The 20,932-nt window shown below is 63.1% G+C and carries 16 protein-coding genes; 11 read left to right on the top strand and 5 right to left on the bottom strand.

The window, feature by feature from the left end; genetic code table 11:
- Nucleotides 1-371: 371 nt before the first annotated feature.
- The 3 genes from YH62_RS11925 to YH62_RS11915 are packed head-to-tail and all read right to left on the bottom strand — an operon-like array spanning nucleotide 372 to nucleotide 3,573.
- Nucleotides 372-1,193 (bottom strand): transglutaminase family protein, encoded by an 822-nt coding sequence (locus YH62_RS11925; RefSeq protein ID WP_046794452.1) that lies wholly within the window; start codon nucleotides 1,191-1,193, stop codon nucleotides 372-374.
- A 16-nt stretch (nucleotides 1,194-1,209) separates the two neighbouring features.
- Complete coding sequence (locus YH62_RS11920; RefSeq protein ID WP_046794451.1) at nucleotides 1,210-2,151, bottom strand: alpha-E domain-containing protein; 942 nt, start codon at nucleotides 2,149-2,151, stop codon at nucleotides 1,210-1,212.
- A gap of 12 nt (nucleotides 2,152-2,163) precedes the next feature.
- Complete coding sequence (locus YH62_RS11915) at nucleotides 2,164-3,573, bottom strand: circularly permuted type 2 ATP-grasp protein (protein WP_046794450.1); 1,410 nt, start codon at nucleotides 3,571-3,573, stop codon at nucleotides 2,164-2,166.
- A 310-nt stretch (nucleotides 3,574-3,883) separates the two neighbouring features.
- On the opposite strand from YH62_RS11915, the gene YH62_RS11910 reads away from it, so the two are divergent.
- The 5 genes from YH62_RS11910 (at nucleotide 3,884) to YH62_RS11890 (ending at nucleotide 9,318) form a co-directional block, all read left to right on the top strand.
- Complete coding sequence (locus YH62_RS11910; protein WP_046795054.1) at nucleotides 3,884-4,777, top strand: DMT family transporter; 894 nt, start codon at nucleotides 3,884-3,886, stop codon at nucleotides 4,775-4,777.
- Nucleotides 4,774-5,382 (top strand): hypothetical protein, encoded by a 609-nt coding sequence (locus YH62_RS11905; protein WP_046794449.1) that lies wholly within the window; start codon nucleotides 4,774-4,776, stop codon nucleotides 5,380-5,382. Before YH62_RS11910 ends, YH62_RS11905 begins: the two co-directional genes overlap by 4 nt.
- Before the next feature lie 198 nt (nucleotides 5,383-5,580).
- Entirely contained in the window at nucleotides 5,581-6,333 is a 753-nt protein-coding gene (locus tag YH62_RS11900; RefSeq protein WP_046794448.1) for a gluconate 2-dehydrogenase subunit 3 family protein, read from the top strand.
- Between the two features lie 10 nt (nucleotides 6,334-6,343).
- Complete coding sequence (locus YH62_RS11895; RefSeq protein WP_046794447.1) at nucleotides 6,344-8,110, top strand: GMC family oxidoreductase; 1,767 nt, start codon at nucleotides 6,344-6,346, stop codon at nucleotides 8,108-8,110.
- Nucleotides 8,107-9,318 (top strand): c-type cytochrome, encoded by a 1,212-nt coding sequence (locus YH62_RS11890; RefSeq protein ID WP_046794446.1) that lies wholly within the window; start codon nucleotides 8,107-8,109, stop codon nucleotides 9,316-9,318. Before YH62_RS11895 ends, YH62_RS11890 begins: the two co-directional genes overlap by 4 nt.
- A 176-nt stretch (nucleotides 9,319-9,494) precedes the next feature.
- Here YH62_RS11890 and YH62_RS11885 read toward each other — a convergent pair whose 3' ends face one another.
- Nucleotides 9,495-11,216 (bottom strand): DEAD/DEAH box helicase, encoded by a 1,722-nt coding sequence (locus YH62_RS11885; RefSeq protein WP_046794445.1) that lies wholly within the window; start codon nucleotides 11,214-11,216, stop codon nucleotides 9,495-9,497.
- Between the two features lie 422 nt (nucleotides 11,217-11,638).
- On the opposite strand from YH62_RS11885, the gene YH62_RS11880 reads away from it, so the two are divergent.
- The 3 genes from YH62_RS11880 to YH62_RS11870 all read left to right on the top strand — a co-directional run bounded on the left by YH62_RS11880 (nucleotide 11,639) and on the right by YH62_RS11870 (nucleotide 17,058).
- Entirely contained in the window at nucleotides 11,639-15,271 is a 3,633-nt protein-coding gene (locus YH62_RS11880; protein ID WP_046794444.1) for a response regulator, read from the top strand.
- Nucleotides 15,272-15,364: 93 nt separating this feature from the next.
- A complete protein-coding gene (locus YH62_RS11875) occupies nucleotides 15,365-16,429 on the top strand; it encodes a GSU2403 family nucleotidyltransferase fold protein (RefSeq protein ID WP_046794443.1) in 1,065 nt (354 codons plus the stop codon).
- Nucleotides 16,430-16,629: 200 nt separating this feature from the next.
- On the top strand, nucleotides 16,630-17,058 hold the full coding sequence (locus YH62_RS11870) for a hypothetical protein (RefSeq protein ID WP_046794442.1): 429 nt from the start codon (nucleotides 16,630-16,632) through the stop codon (nucleotides 17,056-17,058).
- A 49-nt stretch (nucleotides 17,059-17,107) separates the two neighbouring features.
- On the opposite strand, the gene mnmD is transcribed toward YH62_RS11870, so the two are convergent.
- The gene (gene mnmD / locus YH62_RS11865) at nucleotides 17,108-17,854 is read right to left on the bottom strand and encodes a tRNA (5-methylaminomethyl-2-thiouridine)(34)-methyltransferase MnmD (RefSeq protein WP_046794441.1); all 747 of its coding nucleotides are present in this window, start codon (nucleotides 17,852-17,854) and stop codon (nucleotides 17,108-17,110) included.
- Between mnmD and YH62_RS11860 the strand changes: the two genes are divergently transcribed.
- The 3 genes from YH62_RS11860 to YH62_RS11850 all read left to right on the top strand — a co-directional run bounded on the left by YH62_RS11860 (nucleotide 17,853) and on the right by YH62_RS11850 (nucleotide 20,789).
- The gene (locus YH62_RS11860; RefSeq protein WP_046794440.1) at nucleotides 17,853-19,043 is read left to right on the top strand and encodes an FAD-binding oxidoreductase; all 1,191 of its coding nucleotides are present in this window, start codon (nucleotides 17,853-17,855) and stop codon (nucleotides 19,041-19,043) included. The two genes, mnmD and YH62_RS11860, sit on opposite strands and share 2 nt — an antisense overlap.
- Nucleotides 19,044-19,163: 120 nt before the next feature.
- Nucleotides 19,164-19,871, top strand: a complete 708-nt coding sequence (locus tag YH62_RS11855; RefSeq protein WP_046794439.1) for a DUF1045 domain-containing protein — start codon at nucleotides 19,164-19,166, stop codon at nucleotides 19,869-19,871.
- Between the two features lie 60 nt (nucleotides 19,872-19,931).
- Nucleotides 19,932-20,789: an AraC family transcriptional regulator gene (locus tag YH62_RS11850; RefSeq protein ID WP_046794438.1), complete on the top strand. Its 858-nt coding sequence runs from the start codon at nucleotides 19,932-19,934 to the stop codon at nucleotides 20,787-20,789.
- Nucleotides 20,790-20,932 lie beyond the last annotated feature (143 nt).

Below are 20,932 nucleotides of genomic sequence, written 5' to 3'. Positions count from 1 at the left end.
TCTTCTCCCCTTGGGGAGAAGATGCCCGAAGGGCAGATGAGGGGGCAGAGCCAAATAGAGAATGTTGGAGCTTGCCGTGTGCGCACCCCCTCATCGCCTCGCATTCGCTCGGCACTTCTCGCCGGTGGGGAGAAGGTAGAGAGCTTGCCAATTCACGCAACCTAGAGTGAACTACATTTCAGACCACCTGGAGAGCGCTAATGTCTGACAATAACGACAAGCCCATCAAGGGCCTTTGGATGCTGCGAAGACTTCTGTGCTCTATTACTAGGACCCATTCGCACCGGCGATCGATCCGTCGGAATGGGAGGTCATCCGGGAAGCTTCGGGACTTCCTCTACGGGAGAGTTATGTCGTGGCAGGCCCGTCGACTAACTCTGTGTCTGGCTCTGTCCCTGCTTCCGAGAAACCGTCAGCGAAACCCTGAGGTTTTCGCCGGCCGTGCCGATGCGAAGGCCGGAAACGGGCGCGCAATCCCGATAGCAGAGGCCCGAGGCGATCCGCACGTAGCGGTCGTCCGGGCAGATCTTGTTCGCGGCATCGAAGCCCACCCAGCCGAGGCCCGGTACATGCGCCTCCGCCCAGGCGTGGGTGGCGACCTGCTCGGTCTTGCCGTCCATCAGGAGATAGCCGGAGACATAGCGGGCCGGAATATCGAGGAGCCGGGCGGCGGCGATGAAGATATGCGCGTGGTCCTGGCAGACGCCGGTTCTCGCCTCCAGCGCCTGCTCGGCGGTGGTTTCCGTGTCGGTCGTGCCCGGCGTGTAGGCGACGGTTTCGTGGATCGCCTCCATGAGCGCGTGCATCCTGGCGAGCTCGCTGTTGCCCTTCAGACTTCCCGCCAGTTTGCGAATGAGCTTGCCCGGCCTTGTCCGCGGCGTCTCCCGCAGGAAGAGCCATAGCGGGCAGAAGCCCTGATGGTAGCCGTAGACGCCCGCACGGTCCTCGGTCTCCACCTCGCCGCCGGCGACGATGCGGATCATGTGTTCGGTGCCTTCGGCCGAAACGAGTTCGACCCGATTGCCGTATTGGTCGGCATAGCCTGTTTCGATCTTCGCGCCATCGACGGCGACCGACCAGTCGATGATTTTCTGGCCCGGACCGGTAACGGGCGTCAGCCTCAGGCGCTGCAGCGAATAGGGCACCGGCGCGTCGTAGAGATATTCCGTCGTATGCAAGATTTTCAGCCGCATGGACGCTGATCCTGACCTATTGGTAGAAGCGGTAGCCTTCGGAGATTTCGGCGCTGAGCTGGTTGTTGCGGCTGACGAAGCTTTGCAGGAAATCGTGCAGGCCGGTGTCCATGATCTCGCCGATCGACCCGGCTTTCAGGGTCGTGCGGATCGCATCGGCGGTCTCGTGCGCCGTCAGCCGCTCGCCATAGTCGTCGGCGAGATTTGCCAGGTTTCCGACGATCTTCTCGTAGCAATAGGCCAGCGAGCGCGGCATCTGCACCTTGAGAATGAGGAAGTCGGCTATGTTGGCGGCGTGATATTCCCCGTCATAGACCCAGCCGTAGGAACGATGGGCCGAGACGGAGCGCAGGATCGATTCCCATTGCATATTGTCGAGCACCGAGCCGACCTGCCCGACTGAGGGCAGCAGAACATAGTATTTCACGTCGATGATGCGGCTCGTATTGTCGGCCCGCTCGATAAAGGTGCCGATGCGCGAGAAGTTATAGATCTCGTTCCTCAGCATCGAGCCGTGGAAGGCGCCGCGAATGAGGCCGCAGCGGTGCTTGATGACGTCGATCAGTTCGGGCAGGTCGGCCGCCTTGACCTTGCGGGCAAGCCGCGCCTTGAGGTCGATCCAGCACTCGTTGGTGGCTTCCCAGGTCTCGCGCGTCAGCGCGGTGCGCACCATGCGGGCATTGTTGCGGCCGGCCTCGATGCAGGACATGACGCTCGAAGGGTTGGCCTGGTCCCGCAGCAGGTAATCGGTCGCATTGGCGGCGGTGACGGTATCGTGGACCTCGCTATAGGCATCGCGCACGCCGGCGCTGTGGAGCACGCCGTCCCAATCCTCGTCGCCGGTGCCGGTGCGGGTCAGCGAGACGCGCAGGCCCGCATCCACGAGGCGGGCGATATTCTCGGCCCGCTCGATGTAGCGGAACATCCAGTAGAGGCCGTTTGCGGTTCTTCCCAGCATATGCTTACGCCCTCAATCTTCCAGAACCCAGGTGTCCTTGGTGCCGCCGCCCTGGCTGGAATTGACCACCAGCGAGCCCTGCTTCAGCGCTACGCGGGTCAGCCCGCCGGGAATGATCTTCACCTTGTCGGAGACGAGGACATAGGGGCGCAGGTCCACATGGCGGGGAGCGATGCCCTTGTCGACGAAGATCGGCACGGTCGAAAGGGCGAGCGTCGGCTGGGCGATGTAGTTGCCCGGCTTGGCAGCGAGCTTTTCGGCGAAATCGGCGCGTTCCTGCTTCGTCGCCGTCGGGCCGACCAGCATGCCGTAGCCGCCCGAGCCGTGCACCTCCTTGATGACCAGTTCGCCGATATGCTCCAGCACGTATTTGAGGCTGTCGGGCTCGGAGCAGCGCCAGGTGGGCACGTTCTCCAGAAGCGCCTTTCGCCCGGTATAGAACTCGACGATCTCGGGCATGTAGGAATAGATCGCCTTGTCGTCGGAAATACCGGTGCCCGGCGCATTGGCGATGGTGATGTTGCCGGCGCGGTAGACATCCATGATGCCGGGAATGCCGAGTGCCGAGTCTGCCCGGAAGGTGAGGGGATCGAGGAAATCGTCGTCCACGCGGCGGTAGAGCACGTCGATCGCCTCATAGCCTTGCGTGGTGCGCATCTTCACCCGCCCGTCGATGACGCGCAGGTCGCCGCCCTCGACCAGCTCGACGCCCATCTGGTCGGCGAGGAAGGAATGTTCGTAATAGGCGGAATTGTAGATGCCCGGCGTCAGCACCGCCACGCGCGGGCGCCCCTTGCAGCCGGGTGGCGCCAGCGATGCCAGCGATTGGCGGAGCAGCCGCGGGTAATCCTCCACGCGCTGCACCTTGTTCTGGGTGAAGAGTTCCGGGAACATCTGCATCATGGTTTCCCGGTTTTCCAGCATATAGCTGACTCCGGAAGGCGTGCGGGCATTGTCCTCCAGCACGAAGAACTGGTCTTCTCCTGTGCGAACGATGTCGGTGCCGACGATATGGGTATAGACGCCGCCCGGCGGCTTGAAGCCGATCATCTCCGGCAGGAAGGCGGAGTTCTTCTCGATCAGTTCGCGCGGGATGCGGCCCGCCTTGATGATCTCCTGCTTGTGGTAGATGTCGTCCAAGAAGGCGTTGAGCGCAAGCACCCGCTGCTCGATGCCTTGCGCCAGCTTTCGCCACTCGCGGCCGGAAATGATGCGGGGAATGATGTCGAAGGGGATGAGCTTTTCGGCGCTTTCCTCGTGTCCGTAGACCGCGAAGGTGATGCCCGTCTTTCTGAAGATGTTCTCCGCATCCTGGGCTTTGCGGATCAGGTGTGCCGCATCCTGGCCGGCATACCATTCGTGATAGGTCTTGTACGGCTCTCGCGGAAGGTTTTCCGCAGTCAACATTTCATCGAATGCCAAAGGCGCGTTCCCCTTTTTACGCCATGAAAGTACAATGCGAGGAGCAATGCAAGAACCGTGCGCAATTGCCGGGAAAGTTTCCGAAAACTTCAAAAGCGTTGCCGCAAATACTTTCTGCTCACGGTTTCCTGTCCGTCGGGTATCTCCCTTGAAGGATGCCGGTCCCGGCCATGCCTCAGAAATCATCAACTGCCCGCGCGCGCTGTTCAAACGCTGTTCATCCTATCGATCAGTTTTTCTGCTTTGACGCGGAATGCTGCTCGCGGCTAATCAAGCGACTCTCCTGACAAACGGCCAGCGCCGGAATCCCATCATGATCGACCGCCTGGCTCCGGCCCTCTTCGTTTTTCTGTGGTCCACGGGCTGGATCGTCGCGAAATATGCGGCGGCTCATGCCGATCCGCTGACCTTTCTCGTCGTGCGCCATACGCTGGCGGCCATCGCGTTCCTGGCGGTCTGTCTCGTCGTGAAGGCGAAATGGCCGAAGACGCGCGGCCAGATCGGCCATGCGGTCGTCTCCGGCATCTTTCTGCACGGGCTCTATCTGTCGGGCGTCTGGTATGCGATCGGGCAGGGCGTTCCGGCCGGGCTTTCCGGCATCATCGCCGGGCTCCAGCCCTTGCTGACCGCAATGGCCGCGCCGTTTCTCATCGGTGAAAGACTGAAGCCGGTCCAGAAGATCGGTCTCGTGCTGGGTTTCGCAGGCATCATGATCGCCATTTCTCCGCAGCTTCTCGATGTCTTCGACCGCGGGCTGGCGGGACTTGCCTTCCCTGTGCTCATCAATCTCGTTTCCATGACCTCGGTCACCTATGGCACGCTCTACCAGAAGCGCCACCTGCAGGAAGGCGATCTCCTGACGATCGCGACGCTGCAATTCGTCGGCGCACTGATCGTCACTGTGCCGCTGGCGCTCGCGCTGGAAAACCTGCGCTTCGACTGGACCCACCAGGCGATCGCCGCCATGGGCTGGTCGGTCTTCGGCATCTCCATGGGCGCGGTCGGCCTGCTGCTCTATCTCATCCGCCGGGGGCAGGTCTCGCGTGCGGCCTCGCTCATCTATCTGATGCCGCCGGTGGTGGCGATCGAAGCCGCCATCCTGTTCGGCGAACCGCTGACGCTGCCGATGATCGTCGGCACCGCGATCGTGGTCGCCGGCGTCTATATGGTGAACAGGAAGGCAAGGGCGGAAACGGGTTCATGACGCCGTCTTCGCAGCTGGATCATGGCGCATGGTCCGCCTGGCATCCGTCCGAACTGGCCGAGCGGTTGGGCGCGACCGCAAAGCCCTGGTGCATCGTCGGAGGATGGGCCCTCGACCTCTGGCAAGGCCGCCAGACCCGCGATCACGAGGACCTGGAATTCGCCGTCCTGCGCGAAGATGTCGACATCTTCCGGCAATGTCTCAGCGGCGGCATGCGCTTCCATGCGGTCGGAGACGGTGTCGTCACTTATCTGCCGTCGGACGAACAGCCGCCGGCGGATATATTCCAGATATGGTGCGAGGATGTCGCCGCACGCCGCTGGCGGGCCGACATGATGATCGAGCCTGGGACGCCCGAGATGTGGGTCTACAAGAGGGACGCGCGCATATCCGCGCCTCGCGCCGAGATGGTGGCGAGAACGGCGGATGGCATTCCCTATCTGAAGCCCGCCGCGATCCTGCTGTTCAAGGCGAAGTATCGGCGTGCGAAGGACGAGGTCGATTTCGACAACGCGCACGGGAGGCTGACTGCGCCGGAACGGGTCTGGCTGAAAGCCTGCCTCGATGCGCTTCATCCCGGACATGCCTGGGCGGAACGGCTGTAGAGCCGAGGTCTATCGCCGCTGGGTTGCGTGGGTCGTTCTTTGTTCGTTGCCGCGAAATGAGAGTGTGATTCCGATTTATCAAATTTAGCCTTGCCGACTCCCACTCCTGCCCTAGGTGAAAATTGAACCGTTCGGTTCGATGAACCGGTGCGCGTCATCTCCGGCGCGTCTCCGCATTTTCCTTGGGGGAGTCTTCCTATGGAAAGACACTGTCTTAGGCGCCCGACGCGGCGCCAATTTCTCTCTTCCGTCGCATTCACCATTCTTGCCGGCAGCGCGGGTCCGGCGCTTTCGCGCAGCATTTCCGGCGCCTTGCCCTGGGAGGCGCGCGCGGCTGATCCGCCGGTGCCGGTGACGCCCGGCGGCTGGCTGTTCTTCACGCCGGACGAGGCGGCCACCATGGAGGCGATCGTCGACCGGCTGATCCCAGCGGACGAGCTTTCGATCGGCGGCAGGGAGGCTGGCTGCGTCGTCTACATAGATCGTCAGCTTGCGGGCTATTACGGCAATTCGACCAGGCTCTACACCAAGGGGCCCTTCCTTCCCGGCCTACCCACCCAGGGCTATCAGTACGAGGCGACGCCGGCGCAGCGCTATCGCGCCGGGCTTGCGGCGATCGACGCCTGGAGCCGCGAGAACAAGGGCGGCAAGCGGTTCTTGGAGCTTCCCCCGGAAGAGCAGGACGCCACGCTCAAGGATATCGAGGAGGCCAAGATCACGCTCCCGAACGGCGTGGACTCCAAGACCTTCTTCAACCTCATGCTGACCAACACGACGGAGGGCTTCTTCGCCGATCCGATCTATGGCGGCAACAAGGACATGGTCTCGTGGAAGATGCTGGGCTTCCCCGGCGCGCGGTACGACTACCGCGACCACGTCTCCAAACACAACCAACCCTATCCGCTGCCTCCGGTTTCGATCGCAGGCTCGATGGAATGGATGAGCAGGTAGCGAGAACATCATGACCACCATTCTTCCCCGCAAGGACGTCGTCATCGTCGGCCTCGGATGGACCGGTTCCATTCTTGCCCATGAACTGACGGAGGAGGGGCTCGACGTCGTCGCAATCGAACGCGGCCCCTGGCGCGATACCGCCACGGATTTCAACATCGGCTATGCGCAGGACGAGCTGCGTTACGCCATCCGCCGCGATCTCTTCCTGCAGCCGATCGTCGAAACCTTCACGATGCGCAACGACACCTCGCAGACGGCGCTGCCGATGCGCGACTTCGGTTCCTTCCTGCCCGGCAACGGGGTAGGCGGCGCCGGCGTCCACTGGAACGGCCATACCTGGCGCTTCTGGGATAGCGATTTCCGCATCGTCGATCATCTCAACGAGCGTTACGGAGCCGGCCGGGGCGCGGATTTGCGATTGCAGAACTGGGGCATTACCGGTCCCGAGATCGAGGGCGCCTTCGACCGGTTCGAATATCTGGCCGGCATTTCCGGCAAGGCGGGCAATATCAACGGGCAGATCCAGGAGGGCGGCAATCCCTTCGAGGACCCGCGCTCGCGCGATTATCCGCTGCCGCCCATGCAGATGACCTATGCGCCGACGCTGTTTGCCGAAGTCACGAAATCCATGGGGTTCCACCCGTTCCCCACGCCCTCGGCCAACCTTTCGCAGGATTATATCAACCCGCTCGGCATCGCCATGGGCCAGTGTACCATGTGCGGCTTCTGCGAACGCTTCGGCTGCGCCAACTATTCGAAATCGAGCGCGCAGACCACCATCCTGCCGGTGCTGATGAGGAAGAAGAATTTCGAGGTCCGCACCGACTCGGAAGTGCTGCATGTCGATCTCGATGTCGCGAAGAAGAATGCCCGCGGCGTCACCTATATCGACACTTCGGGGGAGGAATTCTTCCAGCCCGCCGATATGGTGCTGCTATGCGCCTATGGCCTGCACAACGTCCGCCTGATGATGCTGTCGGGCATCGGACGGATCTACGACCCCAACACGGAGGAGGGGACGGTCGGGCGGAACTACTGCTATCAGACCAATTCCGGCGCGCAGATATTCTTCGATGACAAGAACTTCAATCCGTTCGTCGCAGCCGGTGCGCTCGGTCAGTCGCTGGACGATTTCAACGGCGATGCCTTCGATCACGGCCCGCTCGACTTTGTGGGCGGCGCGGGCATCAACTGCATCCCGTCGAACGGCCGTCCGATCCAGACCCGCCCAACGCCGCCCGGCACGCCGCGCTGGGGCTCGGAATGGAAGAAGGCGACCGTTTCGGCCTACAAGAGCACGCTCGGCTTCTCCTCCCAGGGGTCGAGCTATCCGAGCCGCGGCAATTATCTCGATCTCGATCCCACCTATACGGACCGGTTCGGGCGGCCGTTGATGCGCATCACCTTCGATTTTCCGGACAACGACATCCGCATGTCCAACTGGATCTCGGACCGGATGGAGGAGATCGCGAAGAACTTCGGCGGACGGCAATACGTCATCAACCGCCGGAAGAAGGGCTGGGATTCGGTTCCCTACCAGAGCACCCACAATACCGGCGGGGCAATCATGGGGACCGATCCGAGAACCAGCGCCGTCAACAAGTACCTGCAGAGCTGGGACGTGCCGAACGTCTTCGTCGTCGGCGCCTCCGCCTTTGTGCACAATGCCGGAAAGAACCCGACCGGCATGGTGGGCGCGCTCGCATTCCACGCGGCGGATGCCATCCGTCAGCAATATCTCCGCAATCCGGGTCAGCCTCTGGTGTCGGCATGAAGAAGATCGTCTTTTCCCTCACGCTCGTCGCTTCCGCCCTTTCGGCGGGGCTGGCTTTCTCGCAGGCTCCGGACCTGGCGGACAAGATCATCCGCGGCCGCTATCAGGCAATCCTCGGCGATTGCTCCGCCTGCCACACCGCGCCGGGGGCAAAGCCGCTCTCCGGCGGCCTGCCGCTCGAAACGCCCTTCGGCCAATTGATCCCGCCGAACATCACGCCCGACAAGGCGACCGGCATCGGCAACTGGTCGGAAGAGGATTTCCATCGGGCGATGAAGACCGGCGTCGGCCATGAGGGGAAACGGCTTTATCCGGCCATGCCCTATCCGGCCTATACCAAGATGAGCGACCGGGACATTTCCAACCTCTGGTATTATCTCAGAACCGTGGACCCGGTCTTCAATCCGGTCGAGGCCAACCAGTTGCCGTTCCCGTTCAACATCCGGCTTTCGATGCTCGGCTGGAACATGATCAATTTCTCAGGCGGCGAGTTCAAGCCGGACCCGAACCAGTCTCCCGAATGGAACCGCGGCGCCTATATCGTGGAGGGGCCCGGCCATTGCGGCACCTGCCATTCGCCGAAGACCTTCCTCGGCGCCGACAAGAATGATCAGGTCTTGCAGGGCGGCTCGCTTCAGGGATGGTATGCGCCGAACATCACCGGCAATCCGCATATCGGAATCGGAAGCTGGAGCGACGACGAGCTCGTGCAATACTTAAAGACCGGGGCGAATTCGCATACGATCGCATCCGGTCCCATGGCGGAAGCCATCACGGCCTCGACCTCGCAGATGACGGAGGGCGACCTGCGGGCGATCACCACATACCTCAAGAGCACCGAGGGCGGCCCCACGGAAAAACCGCAGCCGATCGCGGCGAGCGATCCGCACATGACGGCGGGCGCCGCCATCTATCACGACACCTGCTCGGCCTGTCATGGCGGTGACGGCAAGGGCGCGCGCCAGCTCTTCCCGGCACTCGCCGGAAGCGCGATCGTCCAGCAGCCGAGCGCCGAAACGCTGGCAAGACTGGTGCTGAACGGCAGCCAGGCGGTGCATACAGCGGAGGCGCGGACGTCCCCCTCCATGCCGTCGCTCGGCTGGCGGCTCTCCGACCAGCAGGTGGCGGACGTGCTGACCTATGTCCGCAACAGTTGGGGAAATGCGGCGCCCGCCGTGGAAGCCTCGCAAATCGCCAAGCAGCGATAGGATATCGGCTCGGATCGCTGAAAGCCGTTGCGAATTCTCCCGTCATCCTCGGCCTTGTGCCGAGGATCTACAGGAGGCAACGGCGAAGGAGGGGGGCGGCCCCTTGCCAAAGAAAAAAGCCGCCCGCAGCGATCAGGCTGCGGGCGGCTTTTCAATTGGATGGGTAGCCCGGTCTATCAAGCCGGACGGCGCTTGCGGCCCTGCTGGCCGCCACCGCGGTTGTCGTTGCCGAACCTCACCGGACCGCGATTTTCACCCTGCTTCTGGGCGGGGCGGCCGTGACCGCCCTCGTGCGCCTTGCGCTGGTTGCCGGCTTCGTGAGCACCATGGGCAGCGTGCTCGCGCTTGCCCTGACCTTGACCCTGGCCGTTGCCCTTGCCGCGTCCACCCTGGGGGCCGAACTGCTTCTTGGCCGGACGGAAATCGGAGGTCGTAGCCAGATCGTTGTCGGCTTCGGAGCGCGGGGCTTCCTCGCCGCGGCGCTGGCCGCGGAAGTCCTCGTTGCGGCGGTTGTCGCGGTTCGGACGGTCGCCATGGCGGCGTTCGCCGTTGGGACGCTCGCGCCGCTCTTCCGAACGGGCGCCACCCTCGGCGCCATCGGTTGCGAAGAACGGCTTGCGGGCCGGGCGTTCGCGACGCTCGGGGCGACCTTCGCCGCCTGAACGTTCGCCCCCATTGCCGCGTCCGCGACCCTGGCCGTTGCCATTGCCGCCACGATTGTTGGCGCCGCGGTTGTTGTTACCGCGAACGGGGCGGCTCATGCCTTCCGGGCGTTCACCCGAGGCCGTGGCGATCTCGATGCCCATGAGCTTTTCGATATCGCGCAGGAGGGCCGTTTCGTCCGGCGCGCAGAATGCGATGGCGATGCCGTCGCGGCCGGCGCGGGCCGTGCGGCCGATGCGGTGAACATAGGCGTCCGGCACTTCCGGCAGGTCGTAGTTGTAGACGTGGCTGACGGCCGGGATGTCGATGCCGCGGGCGGCGACGTCGGTGGCGATCAGGGTCTTGATCTCGCCGTCACGGAAGCCCTTGAGCGCCCGCTCGCGCTGGCCCTGGCTCTTGTTGCCGTGGATCGAGGCGACCGAGTAACCGATGTGGTCGAGATGCTTCATCAGCTTCTCGGCCGTGTGCTTGGTGCGCATGAAGACGATGGCGCGGCCGTCCGGATTGGCGGTCAGCGAGGTCTTCAGGAGCTCGGTCTTGTCGCCCTTGCCGCCGACGAAGTGGACATACTGCTCGACCTTGTCGGCAGCCTTGCCCGGAGGAGTGACTTCCACCTTCACCGGATCGGTGAGGAAGTCGGCTGCGAGATCTGCGATAGCCTTCGGCATGGTGGCCGAAAACAGCATGGTCTGGCGGCGCTTCGGCACCATCTTGGCGATCTTGCGCAGATCGTGCACGAAGCCGAGGTCGAGCATCTGGTCGGCTTCATCGAGCACGAGGAAGCGCACCGTCGTCAGCGAGATGGCGCGACGGGCGATGAGGTCGAGCAGGCGGCCGGGGGTCGCGACGAGAATGTCGGTGCCCTTTTCGAGCTGCTGCTGCTGCTTGTTGATCGACACGCCGCCGACGACCAGGTTGATCTTGAGGGGCTTGCCCTTGATGAAGTTCTTCAGGTTGGCGGCGATCTGGTTCACCAGCTCGCGCGTCGGCGCCAGGATCAGCGACCGCGTGGTGCGGTTGTCCGGGCGGATGTTTTCCGCGAGAAGACGCTCGATCAGCGGCAGGCCGAACGCGGCGGTCTTGCCGGTGCCGGTCTGGGCCAGACCGATCAGGTCACGGCCTTCGAGGAGGAGGGGGATTGCCTGCGCCTGGATCGGCGTCGGCGTTTCGATGCCAAGCCCAGTGAGCGTGGCGACGATCTGCTTGGACACGCCAAGAGATTCAAAATTCGTCAAGTCGAATACCTTTCGGGGGCGCCAAAAGCATATGCGCCGGCACGGCACCATGCCATGTCGGCTGCTTCTGGCGTCAAGAACCCCGCGTGAAGTGGGAACTTGTGAGTTGGAAACAAACTTTCCAGCGCTGTGCCCCTCAACTCCGAGAGGGCTTCTTCAATATGCGCCTTGTTCCTTCTTCGCGATCTTGGGGTGACGCGGGGCAGCTCACGCGGCGGCCGGAAGGTGAAAGCTTGGCACCCATGTGGTGGTTTTTCGCAGAAAAGTCAAGTGAATGTTTCGCAACTGCGAAGATGCGGCCCCTTTCAAAATCGCCGGCTGGCGGCAACGCGTTGTTAACCCTAATCGTGATGTTATCCCTCGGTTGGAGGACAAACCGAATCGTGTGAGCGTGGAGGCGGCGCGATGAAGTGGGGGAACCGTTGGAGACGGAAAGCGAACTGCTGAAGACGGCCTGCGAGCGGATCAACGACCTGCCGGAACCCGCCTTCATCAAGGATAGCGCGCTCAATTACGTTGCGGTCAACGAAGCTTACGCACGCCTGTTCGGCCGCGCCGTGGAGGAGTTTGCCGGCACGCAGAGCCGTGATCTTGCGGGCAAGGAGGAGGACCCGGAGCGCAAGGAAAAGGAATGCCGCTCGATCGTCTTCGGCACCGAGGAGGTGGCCCGACGCTTCGACCATTCGGGCGTCCTGCTCCATGAAATCCATATCGAGCGCTTCCTTTCGGAGGACGACCGGACATTCCTCTTCGGGACCTTCCACGCAATCGAGAGGAACGCGGCCGAGGCTGCCGGTCCATCGACCGCGATCGCTGCCGCGAACGGCGGCATCGGCGTGCTGGACAGCGCCCTGCTTCACGATGCCCTCGACATGCTCGAGATGGGTATCGGCATCTATGACGCCGACAATGCGCTGGTCTACAGCAATGCCGAGCTCATCAACCACTTCACGTCCCATGTTGAATTGCAGCCGGGGATCAACCTTGCCGAAATCCTGGGGTTTGCCTATGACAGGAAGCGGCGCGAATCTCCCGTCCGTTTCGTGCGGGACAACCCTGATCGCGACGTCTGGGTGGCGGAACGGCTGAAGCGGTTCGACCTGCCTTATGCGGAAAAGGTCAAGCAACTGTCCGACGGCCGCTGGATGCGCAGCATCAACAAGCGGCACGATAGCGGCGCGCTGATCGCCATCCGCCACGACGTGACGGAATTCAAGGACCAGGAAATGGCGCTGCGCCGCGCGCTCGGCGAGGCGGAGCTTCTGCGCGCGATGCTGGAGGACCTGCCGGTCGCCGTCTTCATGCGCGACAGCCGTCAGCGGCTCGCCTTCGCCAACGGCGCCTACGAGAAGATGTACGAGGTCAGGCGCGAGGATATCCTCGGCAAGACCGAGCGGGAAATGTTTCCCGGGCGCGCGGAGCGTGCACTGGAGGAAAACGACCGGCTTCTGGCCGATGGAGAGCTGAGCGAGAAGACGGAAGAAAAGTCGTTTCCGGACGGCCGCGTCGTGCCCGTCATCACGCGCCAGAAGAGGATCGTCGCGGCGGACGGCGAACCGCATATCGTCGGTTCGATCACCGATATCACGCCCATCAAGGAGGCCATGGAAAAGGCCGACAAGCTGCGCCAGGATCTGCAGACGATGCTGCAGGCCATGCCGGTCGGCGTCGCCATCCTCGATGAGGACTTCACATTCGAATACGCCAATCCGGCTTTCTACGGCTTCTGGGATGCCGGCGAGCAGTTCGAGCTGACGGGGCGCTCCTACCGCGATTTCCTGAAGGTCAACTTCGACCACGGCATCTATGCCGATTCGGCGCTTTCCTTCGAGGAGATCTACGAGCGGCGCATCGCGGCGCTGACGGATCGCGAGGAAAAGCCGCCGATCGAGGTGACCAGCCGCAAGGGCCGCGTGATCCTCGTTTCCGGCACGCGGCTTACCGGCGGAAAGATGCTTCTGAGCTACATGGACATCACCGCCGCGCGCAAGCGCGACGAGGAGGTCCAGGAGGCCCGCGCGGCTCTCGAACGCCACGGCGCGCTGATGCGCGATGCCACAAGCGCCATGTCGCAGGGTCTCCTGATCCTGCATGACGGTGAGATCATCTTCTCCAACGATGCGCTGTCGCGCATGCTGCAGATACCGGCGGAGATGACGGTGCCCGGCGCTTCATGGCGGGAGATTTTCCGCCTGGCCGCCAGGCGCGGGGATCTCGGCACCTCCGACGAGGCCATGACGACGCTGAGGGCCTGGGAAGAGAGCGTCGCGCTCGGCAAGCCGGTCTCGGCCGCCCTGCATGTCGAAGGCAAGCGCTGGCTTCAGGTGGAGGCTAATCTCACCGGCAGCGATCATTGGCTGGCGGTCTTCACCGACGTCACCGAGATGAAGGACCGCGAGGCCGACCTTACGCGCCTGCTTCACCGGGCCGAGGCGGCCGACCGCGCGAAATCGGAATTCCTTGCCAATATGAGCCACGAGATCCGTACGCCGATGAACGGCGTGCTCGGCATGGCGGAGCTTCTCTCCAAATCGAACCTCGATACGCGGCAGAAGACCTTCGTCGACATCATCGTCAAGTCCGGCAATGCGCTGCTCACCATCATCAACGACATCCTGGATTTCTCCAAGATCGATGCCGGGCAGATGAAGCTCAGGAAGGCGCCCTTCGATCCCGTCGAGGCGATCGAGGACGTGGCGACGCTGCTCTCCTCTTCCGCCGCGGAAAAGGATATCGAGCTCATCGTGCGCGGCGACGCTTCGGTCCGCGATACCGTGATGGGCGATGCCGGCCGCTTCCGGCAGATCGTCACCAATCTGGTCGGCAATGCGGTGAAGTTCACCGAAAAGGGCCATGTCTTCATCGATCTCCACTCCGAGCAGCATGGGCCGGGCGGAGTGATGCTGGCGATCCGCATCGAGGATACCGGCCTCGGCATCCCGGATGACAAGCTGCAATCGGTCTTCGATAAATTCTCCCAGGTCGATTCCTCCTCGACCCGCCGCCACGAAGGCACCGGCCTCGGCCTTGCGATCACCGCCGGCCTGGTCGAACTCTTCGGCGGCAGGATAGAGGTGGAAAGCGAGGTCGGGCGCGGCTCGGTCTTCACCGTGCATCTGCCGTTCGAGGTGGTCAGCGAACGTAGCAGCCCGGCGCTCCTGCCGATCAATACCAGCGGCGCGCGCATCCTCGTCATCGACGACAATCCGGTCAATCGCCGCATCCTCACCGAGCAGCTCGGCATGTGGGGCTTCGATACCTTCGCCGCCGAGGGAGGCGCCGAAGGGCTCGCTATCCTCAACGAGGCGGCGAAGCTCGGCTTCGTGATCGATGCCATCGTGCTCGACTATCACATGCCGGAAATGAACGGCATGGAGGCAGCGGGCCATGTTCGTCGCGACAGCCGGTTCGATGGCGTCGGCATCGTCTTTCTCACCTCCATGGACATGGCGGGTGACGACAGCGCCTTCGCCGCGCTCAACATCCAGGCCCATCTCATGAAGCCGGCGCGCGCCAACCTTCTGCGCAGCACGATCATCGATGTGGTGCGTTCGGTGCGCGCGACACGTCGTGCCCCGGTGCAGGCTCCGCCCGCGCTGCCTGCGGCGACCGGGCCACAGCCAGGCGGCGCGCATTCGACCCCGCCCGTGAAGGCGGTGTCGGCGCTGGACGTGCTGGTCGCAGAGGACAACGACGTCAACCAGATCGTCTTCACGCAAATACTGCAGGCGACCGGCTGGAATTTCATGATCGTCAAGAACGGCGCCGAGGCCGTGGACGCATGGCAGAGGCACGATCCTGCCGTCATCATCATGGATGTCTCGATGCCGGTGATGAACGGTCATCAGGCGACCCAAAGAATCCGCGAGCTGGAGAGGCAGGCCGGCGCCCATGTGCCGATCATCGGCGTGACGGCGCATGCGCTGGAAAGCGATCGGGAGCTCTGCTTCCAGGCCGGCATGGACGATTATCTTTCCAAGCCCATCAGCCCAGAGGCGCTGGAGACGAAGATCCGCAACTGGATCGGCGACGTCGCGAAGTCAGCTCTGCTGTAACAGGCGTGGGGCGCTTTCGCGGGTCCCATTGCCAATGTGAGACCGACGTTATACTATTTTCGCAAAATTAGTATAACTGGGCAGGTGGTGCCGATGAAGCAGATCGACCTCGTCTACAGGACCATGACGGCAGAGCTTGGTCAACGTCTGCTCGATGCTTCATTCCTGGTCGATTTCCCGACCAACGGCCGGTTCGTACCTGTCACGGTCAAAGACCGCCGCTACTGGTACTTCGATACACCCGGCGAAAATGGCAGGCAATCCCGGCGCTATGTCGGACCTGCGGACGACCCCGAAATCTCGCGCCGCGTCGAAGACTTCAAGGCCGTAAAAGATGATGCCCGCGCGCGCCGGAAAATCGTCTCGACGCTGACGCGCGATGCGGGCTTGGTCGCTCCGGATTCATTTACCGGTGATCTGGTCGAGGCTTTGGGGAATGCCGGTCTTTTTCGACTGCGAGCCTGCCTCGTTGGAACGGTCGCTTTCCAGACATACGCGGCCTATCTGGGCGTTCGCCTGCCGATGGCCTCGGTTTTGACGGGCGATGCGGATATCGCGCAGGATTACGCCATTTCTTCCGAGGTCGGGGATAGTCTCCCGCCCATAGGCGAAATCCTTCAATCTATCGATTCCACGTTCAAAGCCGTCCCCCATCTGTCCGGTTCGCCGCGCTCGACGGCTTTCCGCAATTCGAGCGGCTACAGAATTGAATTTTTGACGACGAACCGGGGAAGCGATGAATATGCGGACAAACCGGCGGAAATGCCTGCTCTGGGAGGTGCCGCAGCCGATCCGCTTCGTTTTCTCGATTTCCTGATCTATGAGCCCGTCCGGTCGATTCTGCTGCACAAGAGCGGTGTTCCGGTGATCGTGCCCGATCCCGCGCGATATGCCGTTCACAAGCTCATCGTTGCGGGTCGGCGGCCGAACGATGCCCAAGGCCTCGCAAAACGGCAGAAGGATCTGGCGCAAGCCGCAATCCTCTTCGAAGCGCTTCCGCTCGCCAACATGGGCAATAGCCTGGCCGCTGCGATCGAAGAGGCGATAGACAGGGGAGAGGGGTGGCGGGACGCCATCCGGCACGGGCTGACATTCATGCCGCAAACGGATTGGCCGGCTGTTGAGCCGAAATTCCGCGCGCTGGGATTTGATTTGTAGTTCCCGTTCCGCACCTCCCGAAATCCGGCCTTAGTGGGGCAAAATCGGCCGCTGGAACATTATTTTACTTTAACATGACAGGCCCGGCGGCCGGCCGTAGATTTTCCCGTGAGCTGAATGCTGCCGGCGGCGATCGCCGCGACGCGACAGCATGAGACAGCTTGCCGGAAGCCTGCTTCCGTATTTGGAGGAGACGCGCCATGCGCCGTTTCATCAAGACAGCCACTCTTTCCGTTCTCATGCTATCGTCCGTCATTGGCGGCGCTTATGCCGCCGGTGTCGGGACCGATAATGATTCCAACGACTACTATGTGGGCGCAGACCCGCATGCGGATGCGCTCAATCCGCCGATGCCGCATCCGTCTGCCATGGCGACCTCGGGCATCCACCAGGGCATGGCCGAAAGACCGAGGCTCACGCATATATTGTCGGAGCTGCGTGCCGATGACCGCAGGATCGATAGGCTGAGTACCGTAGCGTCCAGGCCGGTCAGGCATGAGGAGGCGAATATCCGCGCCCAGGCGGTTGCGGTGGCCGACCGGCATGACGGAGTGATCCCGGATCGGAACTATCAGCAGATTCAGCGCGAAATCCACCGGCTTGACCGGGATATCGTTCGGTCGAGCTGAACCTCAAGCCGTCGTCAAGGCTTCCGCGCGTCGGCGGTCTTGACGACGGTTACCCCGATTTCTTCCCGCACAGCATTTCGCGCTTGCCGGCAAAGCCCGGACGGCGCTCCACGATGAAACCCGCCGCCTGCAGGTTGCGGCGCACGAAGCCGGCCGCCGCATAGGTGCCGAACGTGCCGCCGGGCCTCGTCTTGTCATGGATGGTCCGCATCAGCTCGGGCGACCACATGTCCGGATTGCGTGAGGGCGCGAAGCCGTCGAGATACCAGGCGTCGAAACCGGAGAGTGCGGCCGAAACGCCTTCGAGCGCCGGCCCGCAGACGACCGAGAGCCTGGTCTGCCCGTCCGCCTCGATCTCGACTATGCCGGAAGGCGTTTCCGGCCAGGCGGCAACCAGCACCGCCCTTTCCGCATCGATCTCCGGCCAGTGCGAGAGCGCGCGGCCGATATCCTGCCGACCCATCGGGTAGAGCTCGAAGGACATGAAATGCAGGCGGACGCCGGGATCGCGGAACTGCTTCCATTGCCGCCAGGTCTCGCAGAAGTTGAGCCCGGTGCCGAAACCGAGTTCGCCGATCAGGAAGTCTCCACCCGGTGACCGGTCTTGTGCCCACCGTTCCGGCAGGCCGTTTCCGGCGAGGAAGACATGGCCGCATTCCAGCCGTCCGTCGGTGCGGCAATAAAAGTGATCGCCAAATTCCGGCGAATAGGGCATATCGCCCTCATGCCAGTCGAGCTTTGGCGAGCCAGGGTTTTCGGCCTCATTCGTCGCAATATCGGGATCACGGTCTCTCATGGGACATGCGGATAATCCTGCCGGTCTTGCCGGTCAATCTCGATCCCTGCCGCGATCGGCCGATCTCGTCATTATCGGCGGCGGCATCATGGGCCTCTGGGCGGCTGTTATGGCCGAACGGCTCGGCATCGATACGCTTATCGTGGAGGCGGGCCGGCTGGGGCAGGGGGCGAGCGGCGGGCTACTCGGCGCGCTGATGCCGCACATGCCGGACAAGTGGAACGAGAAGAAGCAATTCCAGTTCGATGCGCTGCTTTCGCTTGAGGACGAGATCGCGAAGATCGAGGCCGCGACCGGCATTGCCTGCGGCTATCGCCGCTCCGGGCGGCTGATCCCGCTGCCGAAGCCGCATTTGCGGGAGATCGCGCTCGGCCATTCGGCGGATGCCGAGGCCCATTGGCAGCGGGATGATCGCCGCTTCTTCTGGCATGTGCTCGACCGTCCTTCCGATCCGTCTTGGGTCGATCCGGCCTTTGCGGAGGCCGGGCTCGTTCACGACACGCTTGCTGCCCGCGTGTCTCCGCGCGCGCTGATTTCGGCGCTTGCTGGCTTCCTCAAGACGGCAAGCCATGCCCGCGTGGTGGAGGGGCTCGCGGTGGAGCGGATCGATGCCGCTTCGAACAGGGTGCTTTTCCATGGTGGCGAAAGCCTCGCCTTCGGCTCCTGCATGGTGGCAGCGGGACATCGGTCGTTTCCGCTCATCGAAGCGCTCGGGCCATCGCTGCCGCGCCGCATCGGCCATCCGGTCAAGGGGCAGGCGGCGCTCCTGAAAGCCGACATCGATCCCTCCCTGCCGGTCGTCTTTCTCGGCGGGCTCTATATCGTCCCGCATGAAGGGGGCCTCGTCGCGGTCGGAAGCACCAGCGAGGATGCGTTCGAAAGCGAAACCGGCACGGATGCCAGGCTCGACGAGCTTCTCGACCGCGCGCGGGCGCTATCGCCGGCACTTAAGGATGCGCCGGTGGTCGAGCGCTGGGCGGGACTGCGCCCGAAGGCGATCGGCCGCGACCCCATGGTCGGGCCGCATCCCGATCACCGCCAAGTGATCGCGCTCACCGGCGGCTTCAAGGTGAGCTTCGGGCTGGCGCACCGGCTTGCGGATGCCGCGCTTTCCGCCGTTAAGGGCCGCGATACGGGACTTCCCCTGTCATTTTCCCTGGAAAATCATCTCGCTGCCGCTTCCCGCTAGGCGCGCAAATCGCAACTTTCCGTCGTCAATCTGTCACGCAAATCACGTACCTCCCTTCGCAGGATTGATGAGCAATGCGTGAAATACAGAGTTGCGGAAGGAAGCACGGGAAGTTGACGCATGCGCTATGCCATTCATTTCACGCCTCCGGTTCACGATCCGCTCGCGGTCGCCGCGGCCGAGTGGCTTGGCCGTAACGCCTTTTCGGGCGAGGCCGTCGAGCCGCCGCCGATCCGCGACATCGGCCTACACGACGTGGCCTTCAATACCGCGCTGCCTCGCCGCTATGGCTTCCACGCCATGCTGAAGGCGCCGTTCCGTCTGGCGCCCGGCGTCACGGAGCCGGCGTTGCTTCGCCACCTCATGCGCTTTGCCGGCAGCCATCGTCCGTTCGAACTGCCGAAGCTGGAGGTTGCGCGGCTCGGCAATTTCTTCGGGCTCGCCCCCGTCATGCCAAGTACCGCCATGCATTTCCTGGCGGCGGCCATTGTCCAGGAATTCGACGTGTTCCGCGCGCCACTGACCGAGGTAGAGATGGAATGCTGCGATCCGGACAGCCTCTCCGCTTCGCAGTTCACCAACCTGCATCGCTGGGGCGATCCGCATGTCATGGATGAGTTCCGTTTCCACATGGCCTTGACCGGGCCTCTTTCCGGCGCCGACATACCGCGCTTCGAGCGGGCCCTGCGGGGGCATTTCGATCCGTTGCTGACGAGGCCGGTGGAGATCGCCAATCTGGCGCTCTTCGTGGAGGAGGAGCCGGGCGCGCCCTTCCTCGTGCATTCCCTGCACCCCATGGGGCGGGTGGCGGCGCGCCGGATCGCTTGATCCGGCTTGTCCGTCACTTTTGTTCAAGAGGCGGCAGCGCCGTCGTGCTATGCTGCCTTCATGCAGAACGTCTCTCAGGAACAGGCCGCCGATTTCATGCCGCTTGCGCGAGCGGAAAAGACCCGCTTCTGGCGTGACCGCCGTTTCCACGGCATGGAATGCCTGACAGCGACCTTCCTGACGCATGAATTCGCCCCGCACGCGCATGATACGCTCAGCATCGGAGCGATCGAGAGCGGCAGCCAGATTGCCACCATCCGCGGCGCCCGCGAGAATTCCGGACCCGGCGATCTCTATCTCATCAATCCGGGCGAGATCCATGACGGGGCACCCGCCGGCGGCGGTTACCGCTATCGGATGATCTATCCCGATATGGCGCTCTTCCGGGAAATCCTGGAGGAGGTCACCGGCCGCTCCTTCCATGGCACGCCCGCCTTCGGCAGGCAGATCCTGCACGACCAGCCGCTTGCCGATGCCTTCCTGAAAGCCCACCGGATGCTGGAAGAGGGGGCGGGAGCGCTCGAGACCGGCCAGGGCATGTATATGGTGCTGGCGGCCATGTTCCAGCGGCACGGCAGCTCCATCATCGTTCCGGTCGATACTTCGGAGCGTTCGGCCATCCGCCGGGCACGCGATTACCTGATGGAGAACTATGCGTCCGACATCGGGTTGGAGGAGCTTGCCGCCGTCGCGGGACTCAGCCGCGCGCATCTCATCCGCGCCTTCCGCAAGGAATTCCACATCACCCCGCATGCCTTCCTCACCGATATCCGCATCCGCAAGGCGCGGCGAATGCTGGGCGGCGGAGCGCCTCCGGCCGAAGTCGCGCTCGAATGCGGCTTCGCCGACCAGCCGCATTTCACCCGCCACTTCAAGGCGCGCACGGGGCTGACGCCCGGCCAGTATCGCGCCGGATAGCCGGGGTCACTCCCACGTCACTTTCGTTCAAGACGCACCCTCCGATGCGATCTATCACCCTTGCTCGATTGGAGATCAGCCTACCGGTTTGGGGGAGTTTGCGAGGAACGTTTCACCTCCCCCTCAAGGGGAGGGTGTCGGCG

The organism is Rhizobium sp. LC145 (assembly GCF_001005825.1).
Classification (GTDB): domain Bacteria; phylum Pseudomonadota; class Alphaproteobacteria; order Rhizobiales; family Rhizobiaceae; genus Neorhizobium.
The sequence above is the reverse complement of the archived record's forward strand: the minus strand, read 5'-3'. Positions and strand labels throughout refer to the sequence as shown.